Source organism: Pseudomonas brassicacearum, from assembly GCF_003732175.1.
GTDB classification, from domain to species: domain Bacteria; phylum Pseudomonadota; class Gammaproteobacteria; order Pseudomonadales; family Pseudomonadaceae; genus Aquipseudomonas; species Aquipseudomonas brassicacearum_G.
The window spans coordinates 346,692-366,243 of the sequence record NZ_MOBI01000013.1; the positions used below are offsets into that span (position 1 = coordinate 346,692).

20 protein-coding genes are annotated in these 19,552 nt (G+C 59.2%); 15 read left to right on the forward strand and 5 right to left on the reverse strand.

Annotation, left to right across the window (positions count from 1 at the left end; all coding sequences use genetic code 11):
* Positions 1 to 11 precede the first annotated feature (11 nt).
* The 5 genes from BK658_RS12470 (at position 12) to BK658_RS12490 (ending at position 4,321) form a co-directional block, all read left to right on the forward strand.
* Positions 12 to 890 (forward strand): acyl-CoA dehydrogenase middle domain-containing protein, encoded by an 879-nt coding sequence (locus tag BK658_RS12470; protein WP_123582537.1) that lies wholly within the window; start codon positions 12 to 14, stop codon positions 888 to 890.
* A 181-nt stretch (positions 891 to 1,071) separates the two neighbouring features.
* Positions 1,072 to 2,166: a serine hydrolase domain-containing protein gene (locus BK658_RS12475; RefSeq protein WP_123582538.1), complete on the forward strand. Its 1,095-nt coding sequence runs from the start codon at positions 1,072 to 1,074 to the stop codon at positions 2,164 to 2,166.
* Positions 2,163 to 2,489 carry an amidase gene (locus BK658_RS12480; protein ID WP_123582539.1) on the forward strand — a complete coding sequence of 109 codons (327 nt, stop codon included), beginning with the start codon at positions 2,163 to 2,165 and terminating at the stop codon, positions 2,487 to 2,489. Before BK658_RS12475 ends, BK658_RS12480 begins: the two co-directional genes overlap by 4 nt.
* Positions 2,490 to 2,571: 82 nt before the next feature.
* Positions 2,572 to 3,162: a YceI family protein gene (locus BK658_RS12485; protein WP_123582540.1), complete on the forward strand. Its 591-nt coding sequence runs from the start codon at positions 2,572 to 2,574 to the stop codon at positions 3,160 to 3,162.
* 1 nt (position 3,163) lies between these two features.
* On the forward strand, positions 3,164 to 4,321 hold the full coding sequence (locus tag BK658_RS12490) for a phospholipase D-like domain-containing protein (RefSeq protein ID WP_123582541.1): 1,158 nt from the start codon (positions 3,164 to 3,166) through the stop codon (positions 4,319 to 4,321).
* Between the two features lie 171 nt (positions 4,322 to 4,492).
* On the opposite strand, the gene bglX is transcribed toward BK658_RS12490, so the two are convergent.
* Positions 4,493 to 6,784, reverse strand: coding sequence for a beta-glucosidase BglX (gene bglX, locus BK658_RS12495; protein ID WP_123582542.1), 2,292 nt, complete (start codon positions 6,782 to 6,784; stop codon positions 4,493 to 4,495).
* A 240-nt stretch (positions 6,785 to 7,024) separates the two neighbouring features.
* Here bglX and BK658_RS12500 point away from each other — a divergent pair, with 240 nt between their 5' ends.
* From BK658_RS12500 to BK658_RS12515, 4 genes are all read left to right on the forward strand, one after another.
* A complete protein-coding gene (locus tag BK658_RS12500) occupies positions 7,025 to 7,633 on the forward strand; it encodes a LemA family protein (RefSeq protein WP_123582543.1) in 609 nt (202 codons plus the stop codon).
* Positions 7,634 to 7,734: 101 nt separating this feature from the next.
* Positions 7,735 to 8,487, forward strand: coding sequence for a TPM domain-containing protein (locus tag BK658_RS30590; protein WP_123582544.1), 753 nt, complete (start codon positions 7,735 to 7,737; stop codon positions 8,485 to 8,487).
* 28 nt (positions 8,488 to 8,515) lie between these two features.
* On the forward strand, positions 8,516 to 9,133 hold the full coding sequence (locus BK658_RS12510) for a TPM domain-containing protein (RefSeq protein ID WP_123582545.1): 618 nt from the start codon (positions 8,516 to 8,518) through the stop codon (positions 9,131 to 9,133).
* 789 nt (positions 9,134 to 9,922) lie between these two features.
* On the forward strand, positions 9,923 to 11,140 hold the full coding sequence (locus tag BK658_RS12515) for a class I SAM-dependent methyltransferase (RefSeq protein ID WP_123582546.1): 1,218 nt from the start codon (positions 9,923 to 9,925) through the stop codon (positions 11,138 to 11,140).
* Positions 11,141 to 11,234: 94 nt separating this feature from the next.
* Here the strand turns inward: BK658_RS12515 and BK658_RS12520 are convergent, their stop codons facing one another.
* Positions 11,235 to 12,125 (reverse strand): DMT family transporter, encoded by an 891-nt coding sequence (locus BK658_RS12520; protein ID WP_123582547.1) that lies wholly within the window; start codon positions 12,123 to 12,125, stop codon positions 11,235 to 11,237.
* A 287-nt stretch (positions 12,126 to 12,412) separates the two neighbouring features.
* Between BK658_RS12520 and BK658_RS12525 the strand changes: the two genes are divergently transcribed.
* The 3 genes from BK658_RS12525 to BK658_RS12535 are packed head-to-tail and all read left to right on the forward strand — an operon-like array spanning position 12,413 to position 13,716.
* Complete coding sequence (locus tag BK658_RS12525; RefSeq protein ID WP_054596072.1) at positions 12,413 to 12,994, forward strand: DJ-1/PfpI family protein; 582 nt, start codon at positions 12,413 to 12,415, stop codon at positions 12,992 to 12,994.
* A 14-nt stretch (positions 12,995 to 13,008) separates the two neighbouring features.
* Positions 13,009 to 13,314, forward strand: coding sequence for a ribbon-helix-helix domain-containing protein (locus tag BK658_RS12530; RefSeq protein WP_054596073.1), 306 nt, complete (start codon positions 13,009 to 13,011; stop codon positions 13,312 to 13,314).
* A gap of 57 nt (positions 13,315 to 13,371) precedes the next feature.
* Positions 13,372 to 13,716 (forward strand): YegP family protein, encoded by a 345-nt coding sequence (locus BK658_RS12535; protein WP_123582548.1) that lies wholly within the window; start codon positions 13,372 to 13,374, stop codon positions 13,714 to 13,716.
* Between the two features lie 131 nt (positions 13,717 to 13,847).
* Here the strand turns inward: BK658_RS12535 and BK658_RS12540 are convergent, their stop codons facing one another.
* Complete coding sequence (locus BK658_RS12540; RefSeq protein WP_123582549.1) at positions 13,848 to 14,735, reverse strand: dihydrodipicolinate synthase family protein; 888 nt, start codon at positions 14,733 to 14,735, stop codon at positions 13,848 to 13,850.
* Between the two features lie 31 nt (positions 14,736 to 14,766).
* Positions 14,767 to 15,549 carry an aldolase gene (locus BK658_RS12545; RefSeq protein ID WP_123582550.1) on the reverse strand — a complete coding sequence of 261 codons (783 nt, stop codon included), beginning with the start codon at positions 15,547 to 15,549 and terminating at the stop codon, positions 14,767 to 14,769.
* Between the two features lie 159 nt (positions 15,550 to 15,708).
* Here BK658_RS12545 and BK658_RS12550 point away from each other — a divergent pair, with 159 nt between their 5' ends.
* A complete protein-coding gene (locus BK658_RS12550) occupies positions 15,709 to 16,251 on the forward strand; it encodes a helix-turn-helix domain-containing protein (protein ID WP_123582551.1) in 543 nt (180 codons plus the stop codon).
* Between the two features lie 138 nt (positions 16,252 to 16,389).
* On the opposite strand, the gene BK658_RS12555 is transcribed toward BK658_RS12550, so the two are convergent.
* The gene (locus BK658_RS12555; RefSeq protein WP_123582552.1) at positions 16,390 to 17,409 is read right to left on the reverse strand and encodes a DUF4917 family protein; all 1,020 of its coding nucleotides are present in this window, start codon (positions 17,407 to 17,409) and stop codon (positions 16,390 to 16,392) included.
* 155 nt (positions 17,410 to 17,564) lie between these two features.
* On the opposite strand from BK658_RS12555, the gene yiaY reads away from it, so the two are divergent.
* Both yiaY and BK658_RS12565 read left to right on the forward strand, forming a co-directional pair.
* Positions 17,565 to 18,713, forward strand: a complete 1,149-nt coding sequence (yiaY, locus tag BK658_RS12560; RefSeq protein ID WP_123582553.1) for an L-threonine dehydrogenase — start codon at positions 17,565 to 17,567, stop codon at positions 18,711 to 18,713.
* A 94-nt stretch (positions 18,714 to 18,807) separates the two neighbouring features.
* A complete protein-coding gene (locus BK658_RS12565) occupies positions 18,808 to 19,548 on the forward strand; it encodes a PA3715 family protein (RefSeq protein ID WP_123582554.1) in 741 nt (246 codons plus the stop codon).
* Positions 19,549 to 19,552: the final 4 nt, after the last annotated feature.

Genomic DNA, 19,552 nt, shown 5'->3' on the forward strand with positions numbered 1-19,552 from the left:
AGGATCCGTTTATGCCATGGCAAGCCCTGTTGAACTGTGATCAGCGTCAGCCCGAAAACCCTGATCTGGCGGAGGGGTATGCGACGTTGCTGCATGTGTTGGGCGCGGTGACGCCGTTCGAATTGGCGGTGCGTGGCGGGCGGATGATGGCAACGCCGGGGTTGGCCTTTCTGGTGGGGTACCAGGCGGCGTTGCGCATGTTGTGGCCCAGCGCACCGCTGAGTCTGGGGGCATTGTGTGCGACAGAGCGGCGCAGCCTGCGCCCGACGGACATGCAAACCCGGCTCGCGGATTTGCGTGTGAGCGGGCGCAAGGATTTCGTGACCGCGGGTGATGCGGCGGACTGGCTGTTGATCGCTGTACGCAGCGAGGAGCAGGGCGAGTCAGCGCGTTTGAGTCTGGCGGTGGTGTATCCCGGCGAACCCGGCGTACGGGTTGAAAAGCTGCCGGCCATTGCCTTGATGCCGGACATCAGTCACGGCCGGCTGTTTCTCGACAACGCGCTGTGTGAACTGCTCGCTGGAGATGGCTGGGATGCATACGTCAAACCGTTCCGTACCCTTGAAGACATCTACGTACTCAGCGCCATGGGTGCCTGGCTGTACGGTGTCGGTCATGACAGCGCCTGGCCGCAAAACCTTCAACTGAAGTTGCTGGCACTGTTGGCCGGGTGTGCGGAAGCCAGCCGCCAACCGCCGAACAGCAGCGCCGGACATGTGTTGCTGGGCGGGTTGTTTGCGCAGTTCGATGGGCTCAAGCCAGCGCTCAATGAAGCCTTTGCCGACGGACCGCCACACTGGGCGGCGTTGTGGATGCGTGATCAGGCGGTGCTCGATCTGGCGGCGGGTGCTCGGGCCAAGCGATTGGCCAAGGCATTTGCGGTGTATTGATGGGCCTCATCGCGAGCAAGCGTGCTCCCATATTGGATGGTGTCGTGCCGCAGATCCATGTTCTACATAGTTCCCTGTGGGAGCGAGCCTGCTCGCGATGACGGTCTAACTGAAAGCGCATTTCTCGAACTGTCATTTATCTCGACTACGCTCAGAGGGTTAATTCCTCTGAGTGCCTGTCGTGTTCAAACGCCTGACTCTGCTGTTCATGTTGCTGGTCAGCCTTCCGGTTCTGGCGGAAAACTGGCCCGCCGAGCAATGGTCACCCGGCCCGAAAATCAGCGGCCCGGCGCTTCAGGTCCTGGAGGATTACGCCTTTGCACCGCGCGACGACGGCAGCCGCACAGGCGTTCGCACCGATGCCTTGCTGGTGATTCGTGACGGGCAACTGATCTACGAACGCTACGCCGGCCCGACGACCGTCGACACACCGCACCTGACCTGGTCCGTCAGTAAAAGCCTGATGGCCACGGTGCTGGGCGTGGCCTATGGCGAAGGCTTGTTCAAATTGCAGGACCCGGCAGTGAAGTTTTATCCGCCCTTGCAGAGCCATCCGAATATTTCCATTACAGATCTGCTGCATTGGGCCTCGGGGCTGGATTGGCAGGAAACCTATGAATATGCACCGCTGAATTCTTCAGTGGTCGCGATGCTCTACACCCATGGACGCCAGGACATCGCTGCGTTCGCTGCCGCCCATGACGAGTTCAGCCCACCGGGTCAGGCGTTTCGTTATTCCAGCGGTGACAGCAATCTATTGTCCGCAACACTGAAGACCATGGTCGGTACGCAGCGCTACGCCGACTATCCATGGACCGCGTTGTTCGGCCCCTTGGGGATTCGCAGTGCGGTTTGGGAGACCGATGCCTTGGGGACGTTTGTTGCCTCGTCCTATGCCTACATGACGGCTCGCGATCTGGCGCGGATCGGCCTGTTGATGCAACGCGACGGTCGCTGGGGTAACCGGCAGTTGCTGCCAAAGGACTGGGTCGAGTTCAACCGCCAACCGTTCATTCGCTTCAAGGCCAATCAGGATGAAGCCGTTCCCGGCGGGCATTGGTGGCTCAATCGGGCGGTCGACGGCGCCGAAAGACCCTGGGAAGACGCACCCGATGACACCTTCGCCGCACTCGGCCATTGGGGGCAGGCGCTGTACGTGGTGCCCAGCGAGAACCTGGTGATTGTGCGCTATGGAGATGATCGCGACGGCAGTTACCGGCACAACGAATTGCTCAGACTGGCACTGGCGGCATTTGCACAGAAGGTGCAGCCATGAATTTCAGATTTATTCGCCGTCGACCACGGCTCAGCGTGTTGCTGTTGTTGATCGCTGCGCTGCTTGGCTGGATGTGGCAGGAGCGAGTTGCGTTGTGGGCGTTCCCCGACATCATCAGCGCCTACACCGCCAAGGAGTATTGCTCGTGCCGGTATGTCGAGAACAACCCGGCGGATTATTGCCAGGGCTATGTGACGCAGTACGTGCCTGTCAGCAGTTTTCTCGATGACGCTCCCAACAAGCGCGTGACGGTCAGCGGCATGGGGCGCAGTCATATCGCCGCGTGGCTCGGGGCTCGTCAGGGGTGTCGGTTGACTCCATAGAGGTGGCTTTTGATTTGCGCGGTTTGCAAGCGCGTTCACTCAGGCTAAGGTTCGGCTCAGGTTTACTTGCCCATGAGTGTTTATGTTCAAGCGGTTTTGCTGCACAGCCCTGGCCTTGCTGCCATTGGCTTTCGTTACCTCGCCAGCCCACGCCGACTGGTACCTGGACGGTGAGTCTTCACGTCTGTCGTTTATCTCTACCAAGAATGCCAATCTCTCCGAAGTTCAGCGCTTTCTGGTACTGCATGGCAAGGTTGACGCCAACGGCCAGGCGCAAGTGCAGGTCGAACTGGAGTCGGTCAACAGTGGAATTGCGCTGCGCGATGAGCGCATGCGCAAAGAGCTGTTCGAGATCAAGACGTTCCCTGAAGCGCTGATCAGCATGCAGATCGATTTGCGGCCGATCAAGGATCTGGCCCCCGGCGCGCAACTCGAATTGCGTTTGCCACTGACGGTCAGCCTTCACGGCAAAGACCACGCTTACAACGCCGAGTTGCTGGCGACACGCCTCGATGATCGGCGCTTTCAAGTGGTGACACTGGAACCGCTGGTACTTAATGCTGCGGATTTCGATCTGCTGCCGGGGCTGGAAACCCTGCGCAACGCTGCCGGCCTGTCGGCCATCAGTTCGTCGGTGCCGGTGGGTGCGGTGCTGATTTTTACGGCGCGCTGAGATGAGAGGTGCAGTGTTTCCCTGGCGCGAAGGCAATCGCTATGAGCTGTTGATCGACGGGCCGCAGTTTTTTCCACGGATGCTGGCGGCGATTGCCGTTGCGCAGGAACAGGTCGACCTGGAGCTGTACCTGGTGGAGGCGGGCGCCTGTGCCGAGGCGATGGTTCAGGCGCTGGTGCAAGCCGCCGAGCGCGGTGTACGCGTGCGTTGCCTGTTCGATGACTACGGCAGCCTGGCATTCACCCTGAGTCTGCGGCGACGCCTGATCGAGGCTGACGTGGAGCTGCGTTTCTACAATCGCCTGAGCTGGCGGCGCTGGGTGCGCAACCTTTACCGTGACCACCGCAAGTTGCTGTTGGTCGATCAGTCGCTGGCGGTGGTCGGCGGCACGGGCGTCACCGACGAGTTCTGGACCCCCGGTTGCGAAACCAGCGAGTGGCATGAAGTGATGGTGGAAATCGGCGGCCCGCTGGTGCTCGACTGGCAGTTGCTGTTCGACCGTCAATGGATTGCCAACCGTCACCGCCGTGCCTGGAAACCTGTGTCGCACTTCGGTTTGCCACGTCTGCCACGGGTGCCGTCGATGGGTGAGGGGATGGGCCGGGTAGCGTATGCCGACGCCAGGCAGCACCGGGATATCCTGCAATCGCTGTTTCGTGCATTGAACAGCGGTCAGCAGCGAATCTGGCTGGCCACGCCTTACTTCCTGCCGACCTGGAAAGTCCGCCGCTCGCTGCGCAAGGCTGCTGAACGGGGCATTGATGTGCGCCTGCTGCTGACCGGGCCGCGTACCGATCATCCGTCGGTGCGCTACGCCGGGCATCGTTATTACCCACGCCTGCTCAAGTCCGGGGTGAAGATCTTCGAATACCAGCCGTGTTTCCTGCACCTGAAAATGGTCCTGATCGATGACTGGGTGAGCATTGGCTCATGCAATTTCGATCACTGGAATCTGCGCTTCAACCTGGAAGCCAACCTGGAAGCCCTCGATCCGGCGCTGAGTCTGGCGGTGGCGGCAAGTTTCGAGAAGGACTTTGCCTTGAGTCAAAGGGTCAGTCTCGAGGAATGGCAACGCCGGCCGCTGTGGCGGCGGGTCAAGCAACGGGTATGGGGATGGGTGGATCGGATGGTGGTGAATCTGCTGGATCGGCGGGGTTAGCCGGTTACGTGGAACTGTGGCGAGGGGGCTTGCCCCCGTTGGACCGCGAAGCGGTCCTAAGACCGGCAAACTCGTTCTGTCCTGAGAATGAGTTTGCAGGTTTTATGGCTGCTATGCAGCCAAACGGGGGCAAGCCCCATCGCCACAAGAGCCCGCCAGATTTCAGGGGGGTTAAAGCAACTCGAAGCTCTGCTGCGTCACGTCCTCGGAATCGAGGCCGATCTGCACGTTGAACTTGCCAGGTTCTGCTGCATATTTGAGCTGGGCGTTGTAGAACTTCAGGTCGTCCTCTTCGATGGTGAAGTGGATGACTTTCTGTTCGCCGGCCTTGAGCATCACTTTCTGGAAGTTTTTCAGTTCTTTGAGCGGGCGAATCATCGAACCGACCACGTCCTGAATGTACAGCTGCACCACGGTTTCCCCGTCGCGCTTGCCGGTGTTTTTAACCGTCACGCTGGCGTCGATCTTGCCGGACTTGTTCAGCGTGGTCGACGACAGGGCCATGTCCGACAGGCTGAAGCTGGTGTAGCTCAGACCGTAGCCGAATGGAAACAGAGGACCTGTGGTGTCATCGAAATACTGCGAAGTGTAGTTGCCCGGTTTGCCTGGAGTGAACGGGCGACCGATGCTCAGGTGGTTGTAGTAGGTCGGAATCTGCCCGACTGAACGCGGGATGCTGATCGGCAGCTTGCCAGACGGGTTGTAGTCGCCGAACAGCACGTCGGCAATGGCGTTGCCACCTTCGGTGCCGGTGAACCAGGTTTCGAGAATCGCATCAGCCTGGTCCTTTTCGTCGAGAATGGTCAGCGGACGGCCGTTCATCAGCACCAGTACCAGCGGTTTGCCGGTGGCTTTCAGGGCCTTGATCAGGTCGCGCTGGCTGGCCGGGATATTCAGATCGGTACGGCTCGACGATTCGTGGGACATGCCACGGGACTCTCCGACTGCCGCCACCACCACATCAGCCTGCTGCGCGGCTTTCACCGCTTCGTCAATCATGACCTGCGCCGAACGCGGGTCATTCACCACTTCCGGAGCATCGAAGTTGAGGAAGTTCAAGTAATCGAGGACTTTCTTGTCTTCGGTGATGTTGGCGCCACGGACGTAAGTCAGCTTGGCCTGATCGCCAAGGGCACGGGTCATGCCGTCGAGCAACGTTACCGACTGTTCCGGTTTGCCGGCGGCAGCCCAGCTACCCATCATGTCGATCGGTGCCTTGGCCAGCGGACCGACCAGGACAATTTTCGCGGTCTTCTTCAGAGGCAGGGTTTCGTTCTGGTTCTTCAGCAACACCATGCTGCGACGTGCAACGTCACGGGCCTCGGCGCGGTGCAGACGGCTTTCGGCGTAGGTGTCGGCCGGATCATCCTCGGCCTTGCCGATACGCAGGTACGGGTCCTTGAACAGGCCCATGTCGTACTTGGCGCCAAGCACTTCACGTACCGCGTTGTCGATGTCGCTCTGCTGGATCTCGCCGGACTTCAGCAGCCCTGGCAGTTCCTTGCCGTACAGGGTGTCGTTCATGCTCATGTCGATGCCGGCCTTGATCGCCAGCTTCGCCGCTTCACGTCCGTCGCGGGCCACGCCGTGCTTGATCAGCTCGAAGATCGCCCCGTGGTCGCTGACCGCCAGGCCCTTGAAGCCCCACTCTTTGCGTAGCAGGTCTTGCATCAGCCACATGTTCGCGGTGGCCGGAATGCCGTTGATCGAGTTCAGCGCAACCATCACCCCACCGGCGCCGGCATCAATGGCGGCACGGTACGGCGGCAGGTAGTCCTGGTACATCTTCACCGGACTCATGTCGACGGTGTTGTAGTCGCGACCGCCTTCGACTGCGCCGTACAGGGCGAAGTGCTTGACGCTGGCCATGATGCTGTCGGCCGCGCTCGGGGTCTCGCCCTGATAAGCCTTGACCATCACTTTGGCAATGCGCGAGACCAGATAAGTGTCTTCGCCGAAACCTTCGGAGGTGCGGCCCCAACGTGGGTCGCGGGAGATGTCGACCATCGGCGCGAAGGTGATGTCGAGGCTGTCGGCGGCGGCTTCCTTGGCGGCAATGCGCCCGCTGCGGCCAATCGCATCCATGTCCCAGCTCGAGGCCAGGGCCAGAGGGATAGGGAAAATGGTCCGGTGGCCGTGGATCACGTCATAGGCGAAGAACATCGGGATCTTCAACCGGCTGTGCATGGCCGCGTCCTGCATCGGACGGTTTTCGGGACGCGTGATCGAGTTGAAGGTGCCGCCGATGTTGCCGGCGGCGATTTCCTTGCGGATCAGCTCGCGGGGCATTTCCGGGCCGATGCTGATCAGGCGCAATTGGCCGATCTTTTCTTCCAGGGTCATCTGCTTCATCAGGTTGCTGACGAAAGCATCCTTGTTTTCTATCGGTGCAGGCTTTGTGTCGGCCCATACCGAGTGACTGGCCAGGCCGATGGCAAGGCCCAGCAAACACAGCTTCTTCATGAATAGTTTTCTCAAAAGCCTAAACGGACGCAGTGGTTACGCGCCGGTCAGCCAAAAATTAGGGGGCGTCTGTTGTTGTTCGACTAAATGCCGCAAGCTTCTAAACTCTTTTAGCGCTGGGCATCTTTTAGCCGATTGGCCCGATGCAATCCAGTGGCGGCGGCAGATTATGCCCCAAGAGTTCGAGTTGAAGGCGCGCAGGAATATTTCCAGGGTAATGGGCAAGGGAGCATCACTCGCATGAATGTACAACAGCGCTATCGTTCGGGCTGGCAAATCGCGGTATTGATGTTGCTCAGCACGGTTCTGGCCGGCTGTGGCATCAACACCATACCGACCCTCGACGAGCAGGCCAAGGCGGCCTGGTCGCAAGTGCAGAACCAGTACCAGCGTCGCGCCGACCTGATCCCCAACCTGGTGGAAACGGTCAGAGGTTACGCCAAACATGAAGAGGAGACCCTGACGGCGGTGGTCGAAGCGCGGGCCAAGGCGACCTCGATTCAGGTCGATGCCAGCACCCTCGACAACCCGGATAAACTCAAACAGTTCCAGCAGGCCCAGGATCAGCTCAGTGGAGCCCTCAGCCGTTTGATGGTGGTGTCCGAGCGTTATCCGGACCTGAAGGCCAACCAGAACTTCCTGGCGCTGCAATCACAACTTGAAGGCACCGAAAACCGTATCGCCGTGGCGCGCCGGGATTTCATCCTGGCGGTGCAGAACTACAACACTGAACTGCGGACGTTCCCAGGCCGTTTGTGGCACAGCGTGCTGTATAGCGACCTGCCGATGCGCGACACCTTCGAGGCCACCAGCCCGGGTGCTGACAAGGCGCCGCAAGTGAAGTTCTGATCAGCGCAGGTTCCCGGCGGGGTTTCAGTGCTGTCGGGATACCACCTCATGAATCATGAGGAAAGAGCCATGAGGCATGAGCCATTAGGGATGAGGTGCCAATGCGCGTTTTGAAAATGAGCCTGGTGGTGATGCTTTGGATCTTTTCCATCACCACTCAAGCCGAGCTGAAGTTTCCGGTGCTGACCGGTCGGGTGGTGGACAACGCCCAGATGATCGAGCCGGCGGTGCGCGAGCAGTTGACCCAACAGCTCCAGGCCCACGAACAGGCCACTGGCGAGCAGTTGGTGGTGGTGACGCTGCCGGACCTGCAAGGCACCAGCATCGACGACTATGGTTATCAACTAGGGCGTTACTGGGGCATCGGTCAGAAGGACAAGAACAACGGCGCCTTGCTGATCGTCGCTCGCGCCGAGCGCAAGCTGCGGATCGAAGTCGGGTATGGCCTGGAAGATCGGCTGACCGATGCGCAAAGTTCAGTGATCATCAATCAGGTGATCACTCCGGCGTTCAAGTCCGGCAATTTCAGCAAAGGCATCAGTGATGGCGTTGCCGCGATGCTGGTGGTACTGGGTGGCAACCCACTGGATGAACCGTCGACGATTTATGATTCGGGCGGTGATCAGGGGAGCGACTTTATCGGGCGTCATCCGACAATATTCGTGTTTTTGGCGGTGTTGTTTATCCTGACGATCTTTATCTTGCAGATGCTCGGCATCCTGCCCCGTAGCGGCGGTCGTGGAGGTTCCGGCGGGTTTGGCGGCGGAGGCTTTGGTGGTGGCTTCGGAGGGGGCGGCGGCTTCAGCGGCGGTGGGGGCAGTTTCGGGGGCGGCGGTTCGTCGGGCGGCTGGTGATAACAATAATGAGTGAGCATTCAAAACCATGGCATTACTGACGGAACACGAACAGCGCAAAGTCGCCGAGGCGATCGCCCGTGTCGAGCGCGACACCGACGCTGAACTGGTCACCGTGCTCGCAGCCCGGGCCGACGACTACGCGTACATCCCACTGCTCTGGGCCAGCCTGCTGGCGCTGATCGTGCCGGGCATCGTGCACTACGTTACCGGTTGGCTGAACATGCACACCTTGCTGTTGGTGCAGTGGGTGAGTTTTATCGTGCTGTGCCTGGTGTTCCGGATTCCGTCGATCACCACTCACCTGATCCCTCGATCCGTGCGCCACTGGCGCGCCTCGAACCTGGCGCGTCGGCAGTTTCTGGAGCAGAACCTGCACCACACCGTCGGCGGCACCGGCCTGCTGATTTTCGTCTGCGAAGCCGAGCGCTATGTGGAGATTCTGGTGGACGAAGGGATTTCCCGGCGGCTGGATAACAAAAACTGGGATCCGATCGTCGCAGCCTTCACCCGGCAGGTGAAACAGGGCCAGACGTTGCAGGGCTTTGTCACCTGCATCGAGGCCTGTGGCGAACTGCTCAAGGTGCATGTGCCGGTGACGCAAGTGCGCAATGAGTTGCCGAATCGGTTGGTGGTGTTGGGCTGAAGATGATCCCGGGATTCAGAAGCGGTCACTCTTGCTTCCGCTGGGGTGAAGGGGGGCCAAATGCTCCAAACCAATTCTTTGCGAGTCGGTGTTGCTCATTGATGACTTGTCTCGCTGCCATCTTCTGACTATTGCCAGAAGATGGCAGCGAGACAATCAAGTATCAACAGGAAAATTGTAGAGTTGATAACTAGCTCTGAACAGAGAATTTTCCTGAGTTATACGTCCCCAATGGGACCACCCACTGAAAATAGTGGTAGATAATCCAAAGTACTGTCCCCGGTGGGTGCTGCGATTGATAGTCAAACTCGAAAGGGTGCTTCGTCGGCTTGAATTTTTTCTCATAATATCCACTCCCCCCCTCTCGAAAGATATGCAATACAATCTCAGTCGTCCCAGGATGAATTATCTCGTTCGGCCCAATAATTTTGAAGCCAGAAACACTTACTGTTGAGTTTGGCTTGGGGGTCGTCAAGGCGACATGGGGTATTTTATTGCTGTTATCAGTGTTTGACATGGTGGCTAGTCCCTTTATTAAAGATTGATAGTTCTGAGCACACCCATTTCATGCCGATGTCCAGGAGTATGCTACCTGTAAGAAATAACAGTCTCGACAAACGGTTGATTTGAAGTGCATCACCAAGGTTTGGCCGTTGTTGCTATCAACAGGTCGTAAGACGAAGAGCTCGGAAAGTTTGAACCGTTCGGAAAATTAGCCGTGCCCTTGCACCTCATCCCCCCTAAAATACCGGTCATTCCCCGATCCGCACCGCCCGAGGCGTTTTCTACATGTCTGTTACCGCAACTCCCGCCAGCCTCACGCCGGATCATCACGCGCAATTTATCGACCTGCTAAGCACCAGCCTGGCGCAGAACGCCTTCATCAAACTGGTGCTGGCCAAGTACGTCGGCGCTGAAGTCGACTTGCAGCGAATCATCATCAAGCAGCTGACGGTCAAGGAGCAGCCGTGCCTGTCTTTCGTCTATCGCTACAAGACGCGTGATATCACCAAGAATTACCCGATCGAAGAGGGCATCGCGACGATTGCTGCGCTGTTGCCGCAGGACTTCAAGAACGCTCACCTGCTGGCGCTGACCGATGAAGCCCAGCTCGAATACAGCAAGAAGGGCAAGAGCTCGCTGTTCAAGAGCAAGCCCCAGCAACTGCGCGAAGTGCCGTCCGCCGAGCACAATCGCGAGAAGAACCGCTTCCTCGACCTGACCCGGCCATTCCTCGCTGATCTCGGCGTAACGAACAGCAAGCACGAGCTGATTCCGGCGATGTCGCGCAAGTGGAAGCAGATCAACAAGTTCATCGAGGTCTTCAGCCATGCGCTGACGTCTTCACCGTTGGCGCTGGATAAACCGGTACGGGTGGCGGACTTCGGTTCAGGCAAGGGCTACCTGACCTTCGCCATACACGATTACCTGCGTAACACCTTGCACGCCGAAGGCGTGGTCACCGGTGTCGAATTGCGCGAAGACATGGTCACCCTGTGCAATACCGCTGCCGCGCGCCTGGAGCATCCGGGGCTGGTGTTCAAATGTGGTGATGTGCGCAGCGTGGCGCCGAGCGAGCTGGACGTGATGATCGCCCTGCATGCCTGTGACATCGCCACCGATTATGCGATCCACACCGGCATTCGTTCCGGTGCCGCGATCATCATGTGCTCGCCGTGCTGCCATAAGCAGATTCGCCTGCAAATCCAGAGCCCGGCGCTGCTCAAACCGATGCTGCAATACGGTTTGCACCTCGGTCAGCAGGCCGAAATGGTGACCGACAGCCTGCGGGCATTGTTCCTCGAAGCCTGCGGGTATGAAACCAAGGTGTTCGAGTTCATCTCCCTGGACCACACCAACAAGAACAAGATGATCCTGGCGGTCAAACGCGCGGAACCGGTGGACCCGACGCAGCTGTTAGTGAAAATCCAGGAGCTCAAGGCGTTCTACCACATCAGCGAACATTGCCTGGAAACGTTGCTGCGGGCCGATGGCTACCTGAGTTAAGAGCGAAAAGATCGCAGCCTGCGGCAGCTCCAACAGAGGAAAACCGTCTCCCCCTGTAGGAGCTGCCGAAGGCTGCGATCTTTTGATCTTGTTTCTACGCGGTGGCAACACGCGCCGGGCGCACCGCCGTCTTGCGCCCGAGCATCACGGTAACGATCACCCCGACCGCAAACAGCCAGGTAATCGGTTCGATGTGTTCGCCAAAGAACAGCGCCGAGAAGGCAATGGTGAAGAAGATCTGCAGCAGCTGGATCTGACTGACCCGGGCGATGCCACCCATCGCCAATCCGGCGTACCAGGCGAAGAAGCCGATGAACTGCGAGAACAGCGACACGTAACCGAAGGCCCACCAGGTTTTCGCCGAGATTTCGCCTTGGTGCTGTAGCGCCAAATACGTCACCGGGCCGATCAACAGCGGTGTCGACAGCACCAGCGCCCAGCAGATTACCTGCCAGCCGCCCATCTCCTTGGCCAACCGGCCACCTTCGGCGTAACCCAGGCCACCGATGGCAATCGCCCCGAGCATCAATAAATCACCGGCCTGGATACTTCCGGCACCGCTGATCAACGCGTAACCCAGGACCAACGCGCTGCCCAATGCGGCACAGGCCCAGAAGGCTTTCGACGGTCGCTCATGGGACAACCACGCCGCATACAGCGCCACGCACAAGGGCTGCAAACCGTTGACCAGCGCGCCATGAGACGCCGGCAGCGTTTGCATGGCCCAGGCCGAGAGCACCGGGAAACCGAGAATCACCCCGGCAATCACCAGCGTCAGGCCTTTGACCTGTTTCCAGGTCGGCCATTTCTCCCGCCGCCAGAGCAACAACATCGCCGCCGGAATCGCCGCGAACAACGCTCGACCCAGGCCATTGAGCAGCGGATGGACTTCTTGCACCACGATCCGGGTGAAGGGCAGGGTCAGGCTGAAAATGACGACGCCGAGCAGGCCCAGGGCCATGCCGGTGTTTTCGCGCGAGGACATAACGGTAACCAGAATTCGAAAGTGGCGGGAGAGCGTTCATCTAGCCATAAACTGTGCAGGCTGCGCTGTTACAGCTAGACGCAGACTTATCCGTACAGTTTGCGGACGCCTTCGCGGGCAAGCCCGCTCCCACAGGGTACGGTGTCGTTTTTGTGCGCGCGGGTTTACCCACGATGAACGATGACGTGGTACCTACTGCGTAGTAGCTGGTTATTACCCGTCCCGCTGGATTCGGACTACCTTGAATACTCCTTCCTGCCCAATTCTTTACCAGAGGAGTCATCCCCATGGCCGCGAAAAAAATTCTGATGCTGGTCGGCGATTACGTCGAAGACTACGAAGTGATGGTGCCGTTTCAGGCACTGCTGATGGTCGGTCACACGGTGCACGCGGTCTGCCCGGACAAAACCGCCGGGCAGACCGTGCGTACCGCGATCCATGACTTCGAAGGCGACCAGACCTACAGCGAGAAACCCGGTCACCTGTTCGCACTGAACTTCGACTTCGCCAAGGTCGATGCGGCGGACTATGACGCGTTGCTGGTGCCGGGTGGTCGGGCGCCGGAATACCTGCGTCTGAACGAAAAAGTCCTGCAACTGGTGCAAGCCTTCGACAAGGCCGGAAAACCGATTGCCGCAGTCTGTCATGGCGCGCAATTGTTGGCGGCGGCGGGGATTCTTGAAGGTCGTGAATGCAGCGCTTATCCAGCCTGCGCACCAGAAGTGCGTCTGGCCGGTGGCACGTTCATCGATATTCCGGTGACGCAAGGTCACGTTCAGGGCAATCTGGCGACAGCTCCAGCCTGGCCGGCACACCCGAGCTGGCTGGCCGGTTTCCTCGGTCTGCTGGGCACCAAAATCACCTTGTAAGCGGAGGCCTGCGCATGTGCGAGCTGTACGTCAAAGCCGACCCGATCCTCTACGAGTCACGCTCGCGCTCGCTGCGCATCTGCGGGGTCGTGACCACGCTGCGGCTGGAGAACCAGTTCTGGGACATCCTCAGCGAGATCGCCGAAGTCGATGGCATGACCACCAACCAGTTGATCGCCAAGCTCTATGAAGAGGTGATGGACTACCGGGGCGAAGTGGTGAACTTCGCCTCGTTTCTGCGGGTCAGCTGCACGCGCTACCTGAGCCAGCGCCGGGTGACGACGCCGGAGTTGTCGGTGGTGCGCGCGGTGGTGAAGTAGGGCTGCCTGGTCTTTACTCTGAAGCGCGCAACCTCTCAATCGCCAAGGAGAACGAGCATGTCTGGATGGTACGAGTTGAGCAAAAGCATCACTGGCCAGTTTCGCTTTGTACTGAAAGCGGCCAATGCCGAGACCATTCTTACCAGCGAGCTGTACACCACGCGCAGCGCTGCCGATGACGGCATCGCCTCGGTTCAGGCCAATAGCCCACTGGATGAACGCTACGAGAAAAAAACCACCAAGGATGGCCATCCTTACTTCAATCTCACGGCTGCCAATCATCAGATCATCGGCAGCAGCGAAGCCTATTCTTCCGACACCGCACTGGAAAAAGGCATCGCCAGCGTCAAGGCCAACGGGCCGACCAAGGTGATCAAGGACAAGACGTTGCCGGTGCTTTGAATACACCGAAAATCCAATAGTGGGAGCGAGCCTGCTCGCGATGGCGGTCTGGCATTCAACGTCTGTGTTGATTGTTAAGGCCTCATCGCGAGCAGGCTCGCTCCCACACTGGTTTTGTATGTGCCTGAAGATCAGCGCAACGTGGCCAACAAATCCTGCAGCTGATTGCGAGCGGCTTCACCCAGCGGGAATACCGGCAGGCGCGGATCGCCAGCTTCCAGCCCGGTCATGCGCAGGCCGGCCTTGACGGTCGTGGGCAAACCGCCCTTAAGGATGAAGTCCAGCAGCGGCAACTGGCGATAGAACAACTCCCGAGCGGTGCCCAGATCATTGGCCAACACGGCTTGATAGAGTGCGCCATTGAGTTGCGGGATCAGGTTCGGCGCCGCCGTACACCAGCCTTTGGCACCTGCCGCGAATGCCTCCAGCGCCAGCGGGTTGCAGCCGTTGTAGAAGGGCACCTGACCTTCGCCGAGCCATTGCAGTTTGTGCATGCGCTGGATATCGCCGGTGCTCTCCTTGACCATGGTCACGTTTTCCACGGCATTGAAAATCCGCAGGATCAGTTCCACCGACATGTCGGTGCCGCTGGTGGCCGGGTTGTTATAGAGCATGATCGGTACACCGATGCTCTCGCCGATAGCGCGATAGTGGGCGAGGATCTCGGCTTCGCTGAGTTTCCAGTAGGACGTCGGCAAGACCATCACCACGTCGGCACCCTGCGCCTCGGCGAAGCGTGCGCGGCGCACGGCTTTGGCGGTGGTCAGGTCGGAGACGCTGACGATGGTCGGCACGCGCCTGGCCACGTGCTTGATGCTGAACTCGCTGACTTGGTCCCATTCCGCATCGCTCAGGTACGCACCTTCGCCGGTGCTGCCCAGCGGGGCGATGGCGTGTACGCCGCCGTCGATCAAACGGTCGATGGAGCGACCCAGCGTATCCAGATCAATGCCTTCGCCATTAGCGGTGAACGGGGTGATGGTGTAGCCGATGATGCCGTGAATAGAAGGGGTCGACATGGCGTCTCTCCGTTTAAGCAAAGGGATGGATTCAGTTCAGGCAATCGGCGTGTTGACGCAGGTTCTGCCGAGCGTAGTAGTTGAAGGCGGCGCCGTGGCGTTTGGGTCTGGAGATCCAGTCATGGGCTTCGCGACCGAGCGCCGGCAGAATCGGTTTAAGCTCACCGGCCGACATTGCCAGCAGCTGCAATTTGGCCGCGCGTTCGATCAACTGTGCGATGACACAGGCTTCCTCGATGGATCGGCCGGTCGACAACTGACCATGGTGGGAAAGCAGAATCGCACGCTTGTCGCCCAGGGCCCCGGCGATGATTTCACCTTCTTCGTTACCCACCGGCACACCCGGCCAGGCTTCGAGAAAGGCGCAATCTTCATAGAGCGGGCAGAGGTCCATGTGCGAAATTTCCAGCGGCACTTCCAGCATCGACAACGCCGCAATGTGCATTGGGTGCGTGTGAATGATGCAGTCCACATCCGGCCGGGCACGGTACACCCAGCTGTGGAAGCGGTTGGCCGGGTTGGGCATGCCGTGACCTTCCAGAACCTCCAGGTCTTCATTGACCAGCAGCAGGTTGCTCGCGGTGATTTCGTCGAAACCCAGGCCCAGTTGTTGGGTGTAGTAGGTGCCGGGCGCAGGTCCTCGGGCGGTGATTTGCCCGGCCAGGCCGGAGTCGTGGCCATTTTCGAACAGAATGCGGCAGGTCAGCGCCAGCTTTTGCCGGTCGGTCCACGTATTATCCGCCAGCGTGCTTTGCATCTGCGAAAGCGCCTGCTTGATGAGTTGGTCCTTGGGTAGTGCTAATGTCTTGGCCATATCGGGTGTCCTTTGCTGTGATCAATGGACGTCGAATGTGTTTCTCCCTCTGCTCGCAAGGTCGTTGGGTGGACACATATGACACTTAAGAGGCTATATGACACTTTGTGTCATTGGCAAGGGCTAATCGTTGCCTCCTTGATGGATTAATCGCTCCACATGTCTATCCGTTTGAAATTACTGCGAAAAAAACTTGGCGTTACGCTGGAGGCCTTGGCCGAAAAATCCGGCATGACCAAGAGTTATCTGTCGAAAATCGAGCGCGGGCTGAACACCCCGTCCATCGCTGCGGCGCTGAAACTGGCCAAGGCGCTGAACGTCAAGGTCGAGGAGTTGTTCTCCGAGGAAACCATCAGTCTCGACAGCTACAGCCTGGTGCGTGCCGAAGAGCGCCAGTCGCTGGCGGCCAATGACCAGGCCCCGGGTTATGCGGTGCTGGCCCATCAGGTCAGCGAGCGCAGCCTGCTGCCGTTCATCATCTATCCGCCCAAGGAGTTCAGCGACAAGACCTTCAAGGAGCACATGGGCGAGGAATTTCTGTTTGTCCATGAAGGCCAGGTCGAAGTCGACTTCATGAGCGAACGGGTGATTTTGAACCGTGGCGATGCGCTGCACTTCAACGCGCAAAAACCGCATCGCCTGCGCTCGGTGGGCGAAGTGCAGGCGCAGTTGCTGGTGGTGGTGCATAGCGGCGAGGAGTGAGTTTCAGCGCATGATCGTTCCCACGCTCCCGCCTGGGAATGCCTCATTGGACGCTCTGCGTCCGCTTCGGCAGGTGACGCGGAGCGTCACGGGCTGCATTCCCACGCAGAGCGTGGGAACGATCTGTCATCTTTTGATCTAACGCTCGACCGGCACGGTCAATTGCGGGCTACCCAACGCATGGCTCTTGGAGTCAAAAAAACGCAGCTCCACTTCGGTCCCTTCAAACACCTTCGCGTAATGCCGCTTCTGGCTCTGAATGAAGGCCGCGCTGCGCGGGTAAATCGAGACGGCCACGGTCTTCGGTTGCGCCTGGCGCAGCGCATGAACGATGTGAGCGTCCTGCTTGCCCAGGCTGTGGCCGAAGATGCACAGCGCGTCGCTTTGCTTGAGTAACTGGTCGAAGCAGAACGACAGGTAATCCGAACTGCGGATGGTTTTGAGCTTGTCTTCAGAGCTGCCTTCGCTGACGAACAGCGGCACGTCGTCCAGCGTCTTGATTGTGTTGTTGATCGCAAAACTGCCCAGCAGCGTGCCTTCGGTCGAGGTCAGTTTGCGCGCTGTGCCATCCTGGTTGCGCACCAGATGCAAGCCCCCGTGCAGGTAGAGCAGGCGGGTTTTATCCGCGGCGCTGGCGCTCAGGTCGAAGCTCGGCTCGGTGCCGTGAAACAGGTCACTGATGGCATCGGGTTGGTGCTGGATCGCCCAGTAATTGAGCAGGTCGTAGTTGGTGGTGAACACCGTCTGATAGGTGCTCAATTCCTGATTGATCGCCGCCAGGCTTGACGGTTGCACCAGGCGCCACGGGATGTGCACCGCGTGCACGGTGTTGATCAGCGCTTCCTTGATCGCGTAGTAGCGATTGCGCGGTGCGGCGGAACTCACGGCCAGGGCCTTGTTGACCCGGCTGGTGGTTTTCAGCGCGCTCAGCACTTGCTCGAAACTGCGGGTTTGCATCGCGTCGAACACGCTCAGTTCGGACTGGCTCAACGGCTTTTCTTCGACCGTGCGGGCATTCTCGAACAGCGAGTCGTAACCAAAATCATCCCACACTGCGCGGCTGGCGCCGTTGCCCACCAGCAGGCCGCTGAACGGGGTGGTTGCGCGCAACGCATTCCAGTCTTCTAGTCGGGCATCAAATTCCTGGAAATCAGTCATTGCGTCAGTCATCTCAAGCAGGTGGAGTGCAGGGCGCAGACTTTATCATGACCGGGTGTTGAGCCAGATCAAGATGCGCGGTAACGGATGGGTCGATCCTCTGGACCTCCGCTGAATCGGGGTTGCCGGTTCGGCCCTATCGAAGAGGATTGGTCATGACCAGCACGTTTTTCATTCCTGCCGTGAACATCATGGGCACCGGTTGCCTCGACGAAGCCATGAATGCCATTCGCAACTATGGCTTTCGCAAGGCCTTGATCGTGACGGACGCAGGATTGGCCAAGGCTGGTGTGGCAGGGTTGATCGCTGAAAAACTGGCGATGCAGGACATCGACTCGGTGATTTTCGACGGTGCCAAACCGAACCCGAGCATTGCCAACGTCGAAAGTGGCCTGGAGCTGCTCCAGCGTAGCCAGTGTGATTGCGTGATTTCCCTGGGCGGCGGCTCGCCCCACGATTGCGCCAAAGGCATCGCGCTGTGCGCCACCAATGGCGGCAAGATCGCCGATTACGAAGGCGTCGACCAATCAGCCAAGCCGCAATTGCCGCTGATCGCAATCAATACCACCGCCGGCACCGCCAGCGAAATGACCCGTTTCTGCATCATCACCGACGAGTCGCGCCACGTAAAAATGGCCATCGTCGATCGCAACGTCACGCCGCTGCTGTCGGTCAACGACCCGGCGCTGATGGCGGCCATGCCCAAGGGCCTGACCGCGGCCACCGGTATGGACGCCTTGACGCATGCCATCGAAGCCTACGTTTCCACCGCCGCCAACCCGATCACTGACGCCTGCGCGCTGAAAGCCATCGAGCTGATCAGCCGTAACCTGCGCCTGGCCGTGCACGACGGTAGCGACATGATCGCCCGGGAAAACATGGCGTATGCGCAGTTCCTCGCCGGCATGGCATTCAACAATGCTTCGTTGGGGTTTGTGCATGCGATGGCGCACCAGTTGGGCGGTTTTTATGACTTGCCCCACGGCGTGTGCAACGCGGTACTGCTGCCGCACGTGCAAAGCTTCAACGCCGCGGTCTGCGCCGAACGCCTGGCGGGAGTGGCGCAGGCTCTGGGTGCCGACACCCTCGGTGTCAGTCCGGAAGAGGGCGCCCAAGCAGCCATCGTGGCGATCCGCGCGTTGGCCAGGGATGTGGAAATCCCCGGTGGTTTGCGTGATCTCGGCGCCAAGTTGCAAGACATTCCGATCCTCGCCGCCAACGCCTTGAAAGACGCCTGCGGCCTGACCAACCCACGGGCGGCGGATCAGCGGCAGATCGAGGAGATCTTTCGCAGCGCGTTTTGAACCGCTGTATCGAACGGGTTGAATCGGCAGACCGGGCGGGCGATAGTGCAGCGCTGATCTTTTATCGATTGATGACGTTCGCAAGGAACAGGGAATGACCTTGAAATACAGCTGGCTGGGATGTGTGGCAATGAGTGGTGCGCTGGGCGCGACCCAGGCATATGCCGAGTGTGTAACACCGCCATTGCCCGAGGGTGTACCGGGTTATTCGGTGTGCAAGGACTGGCCGGCCTATGACGGCCAGACCATCACTGCACTGTCGCAGATTGAGCCGGACTCGACTCATAGCGATGAGCCTGACGGCATGGGTATGTACGACTTGAAACTGGCGGTGGTGTCCAACGTCGATGGCAAGCCGCTGGCCCACTATTCCAAAGCCTCGGTGTTCAGCTCCGATGCCATCCGGTTCGATGGGCTGAGCATCGATACCGCACGCTACAAACTCACCTCCGACCTGCGAGCGTTCGGCGTGCGAGCAGGTTTCACAGGCTCGTCGCGGGCCAATCCTTTCGGCGAGTCCCGGCTGTCGCTGTATGTTCGCGAAGGCAATACACTGCGCCCGGTACTGGAGCAACTGGTGATCGAGTCCGGTAGCGGTGAGTGGGATACCAACTGTGCGGGCGAGTTCTCGAACATCAAACGCACTCTGGATATAGCTAAAACCAGCAGCCACGGCTTCGCCGACCTGATCGTTAAATCGGTGACCACCGGCTCGCAAGACTCGGTGAAGAATGGCGAATGCGAATCCAAAGATACGGTGGGGAAAACGGTGCTGACGACGCTGCGGTATGACGGTCGGCAGTATGTGGTTCCGAAAGAATTGCAGGGTTCATGACACA

What these genes read in the sequence shown, in the direction of transcription:
- BK658_RS12540 (WP_123582549.1), bottom strand. Translation starts at nt 14,735, where the DNA reads ATGTCGACCCCTTCTATTCACGGCATCATCGGCTACACCATCACCCCG.
- BK658_RS12530 (WP_054596073.1), top strand. Translation starts at nt 13,009, where the DNA reads ATGTGCGAGCTGTACGTCAAAGCCGACCCGATCCTCTACGAGTCACGC.
- BK658_RS12525 (WP_054596072.1), top strand. Translation starts at nt 12,413, where the DNA reads ATGGCCGCGAAAAAAATTCTGATGCTGGTCGGCGATTACGTCGAAGAC.
- BK658_RS12535 (WP_123582548.1), top strand. Translation starts at nt 13,372, where the DNA reads ATGTCTGGATGGTACGAGTTGAGCAAAAGCATCACTGGCCAGTTTCGC.
- BK658_RS30590 (WP_123582544.1), top strand. Translation starts at nt 7,735, where the DNA reads ATGCGCGTTTTGAAAATGAGCCTGGTGGTGATGCTTTGGATCTTTTCC.
- BK658_RS12545 (WP_123582550.1), bottom strand. Translation starts at nt 15,549, where the DNA reads ATGGCCAAGACATTAGCACTACCCAAGGACCAACTCATCAAGCAGGCG.
- BK658_RS12520 (WP_123582547.1), bottom strand. Translation starts at nt 12,125, where the DNA reads ATGTCCTCGCGCGAAAACACCGGCATGGCCCTGGGCCTGCTCGGCGTC.
- BK658_RS12565 (WP_123582554.1), top strand. Translation starts at nt 18,808, where the DNA reads ATGACCTTGAAATACAGCTGGCTGGGATGTGTGGCAATGAGTGGTGCG.
- BK658_RS12500 (WP_123582543.1), top strand. Translation starts at nt 7,025, where the DNA reads ATGAATGTACAACAGCGCTATCGTTCGGGCTGGCAAATCGCGGTATTG.
- BK658_RS12470 (WP_123582537.1), top strand. Translation starts at nt 12, where the DNA reads ATGCCATGGCAAGCCCTGTTGAACTGTGATCAGCGTCAGCCCGAAAAC.
- BK658_RS12510 (WP_123582545.1), top strand. Translation starts at nt 8,516, where the DNA reads ATGGCATTACTGACGGAACACGAACAGCGCAAAGTCGCCGAGGCGATC.
- BK658_RS12550 (WP_123582551.1), top strand. Translation starts at nt 15,709, where the DNA reads ATGTCTATCCGTTTGAAATTACTGCGAAAAAAACTTGGCGTTACGCTG.
- BK658_RS12515 (WP_123582546.1), top strand. Translation starts at nt 9,923, where the DNA reads ATGTCTGTTACCGCAACTCCCGCCAGCCTCACGCCGGATCATCACGCG.
- BK658_RS12490 (WP_123582541.1), top strand. Translation starts at nt 3,164, where the DNA reads ATGAGAGGTGCAGTGTTTCCCTGGCGCGAAGGCAATCGCTATGAGCTG.
- yiaY (WP_123582553.1), top strand. Translation starts at nt 17,565, where the DNA reads ATGACCAGCACGTTTTTCATTCCTGCCGTGAACATCATGGGCACCGGT.
- bglX (WP_123582542.1), bottom strand. Translation starts at nt 6,784, where the DNA reads ATGAAGAAGCTGTGTTTGCTGGGCCTTGCCATCGGCCTGGCCAGTCAC.
- BK658_RS12555 (WP_123582552.1), bottom strand. Translation starts at nt 17,409, where the DNA reads ATGACTGATTTCCAGGAATTTGATGCCCGACTAGAAGACTGGAATGCG.
- BK658_RS12485 (WP_123582540.1), top strand. Translation starts at nt 2,572, where the DNA reads ATGTTCAAGCGGTTTTGCTGCACAGCCCTGGCCTTGCTGCCATTGGCT.
- BK658_RS12480 (WP_123582539.1), top strand. Translation starts at nt 2,163, where the DNA reads ATGAATTTCAGATTTATTCGCCGTCGACCACGGCTCAGCGTGTTGCTG.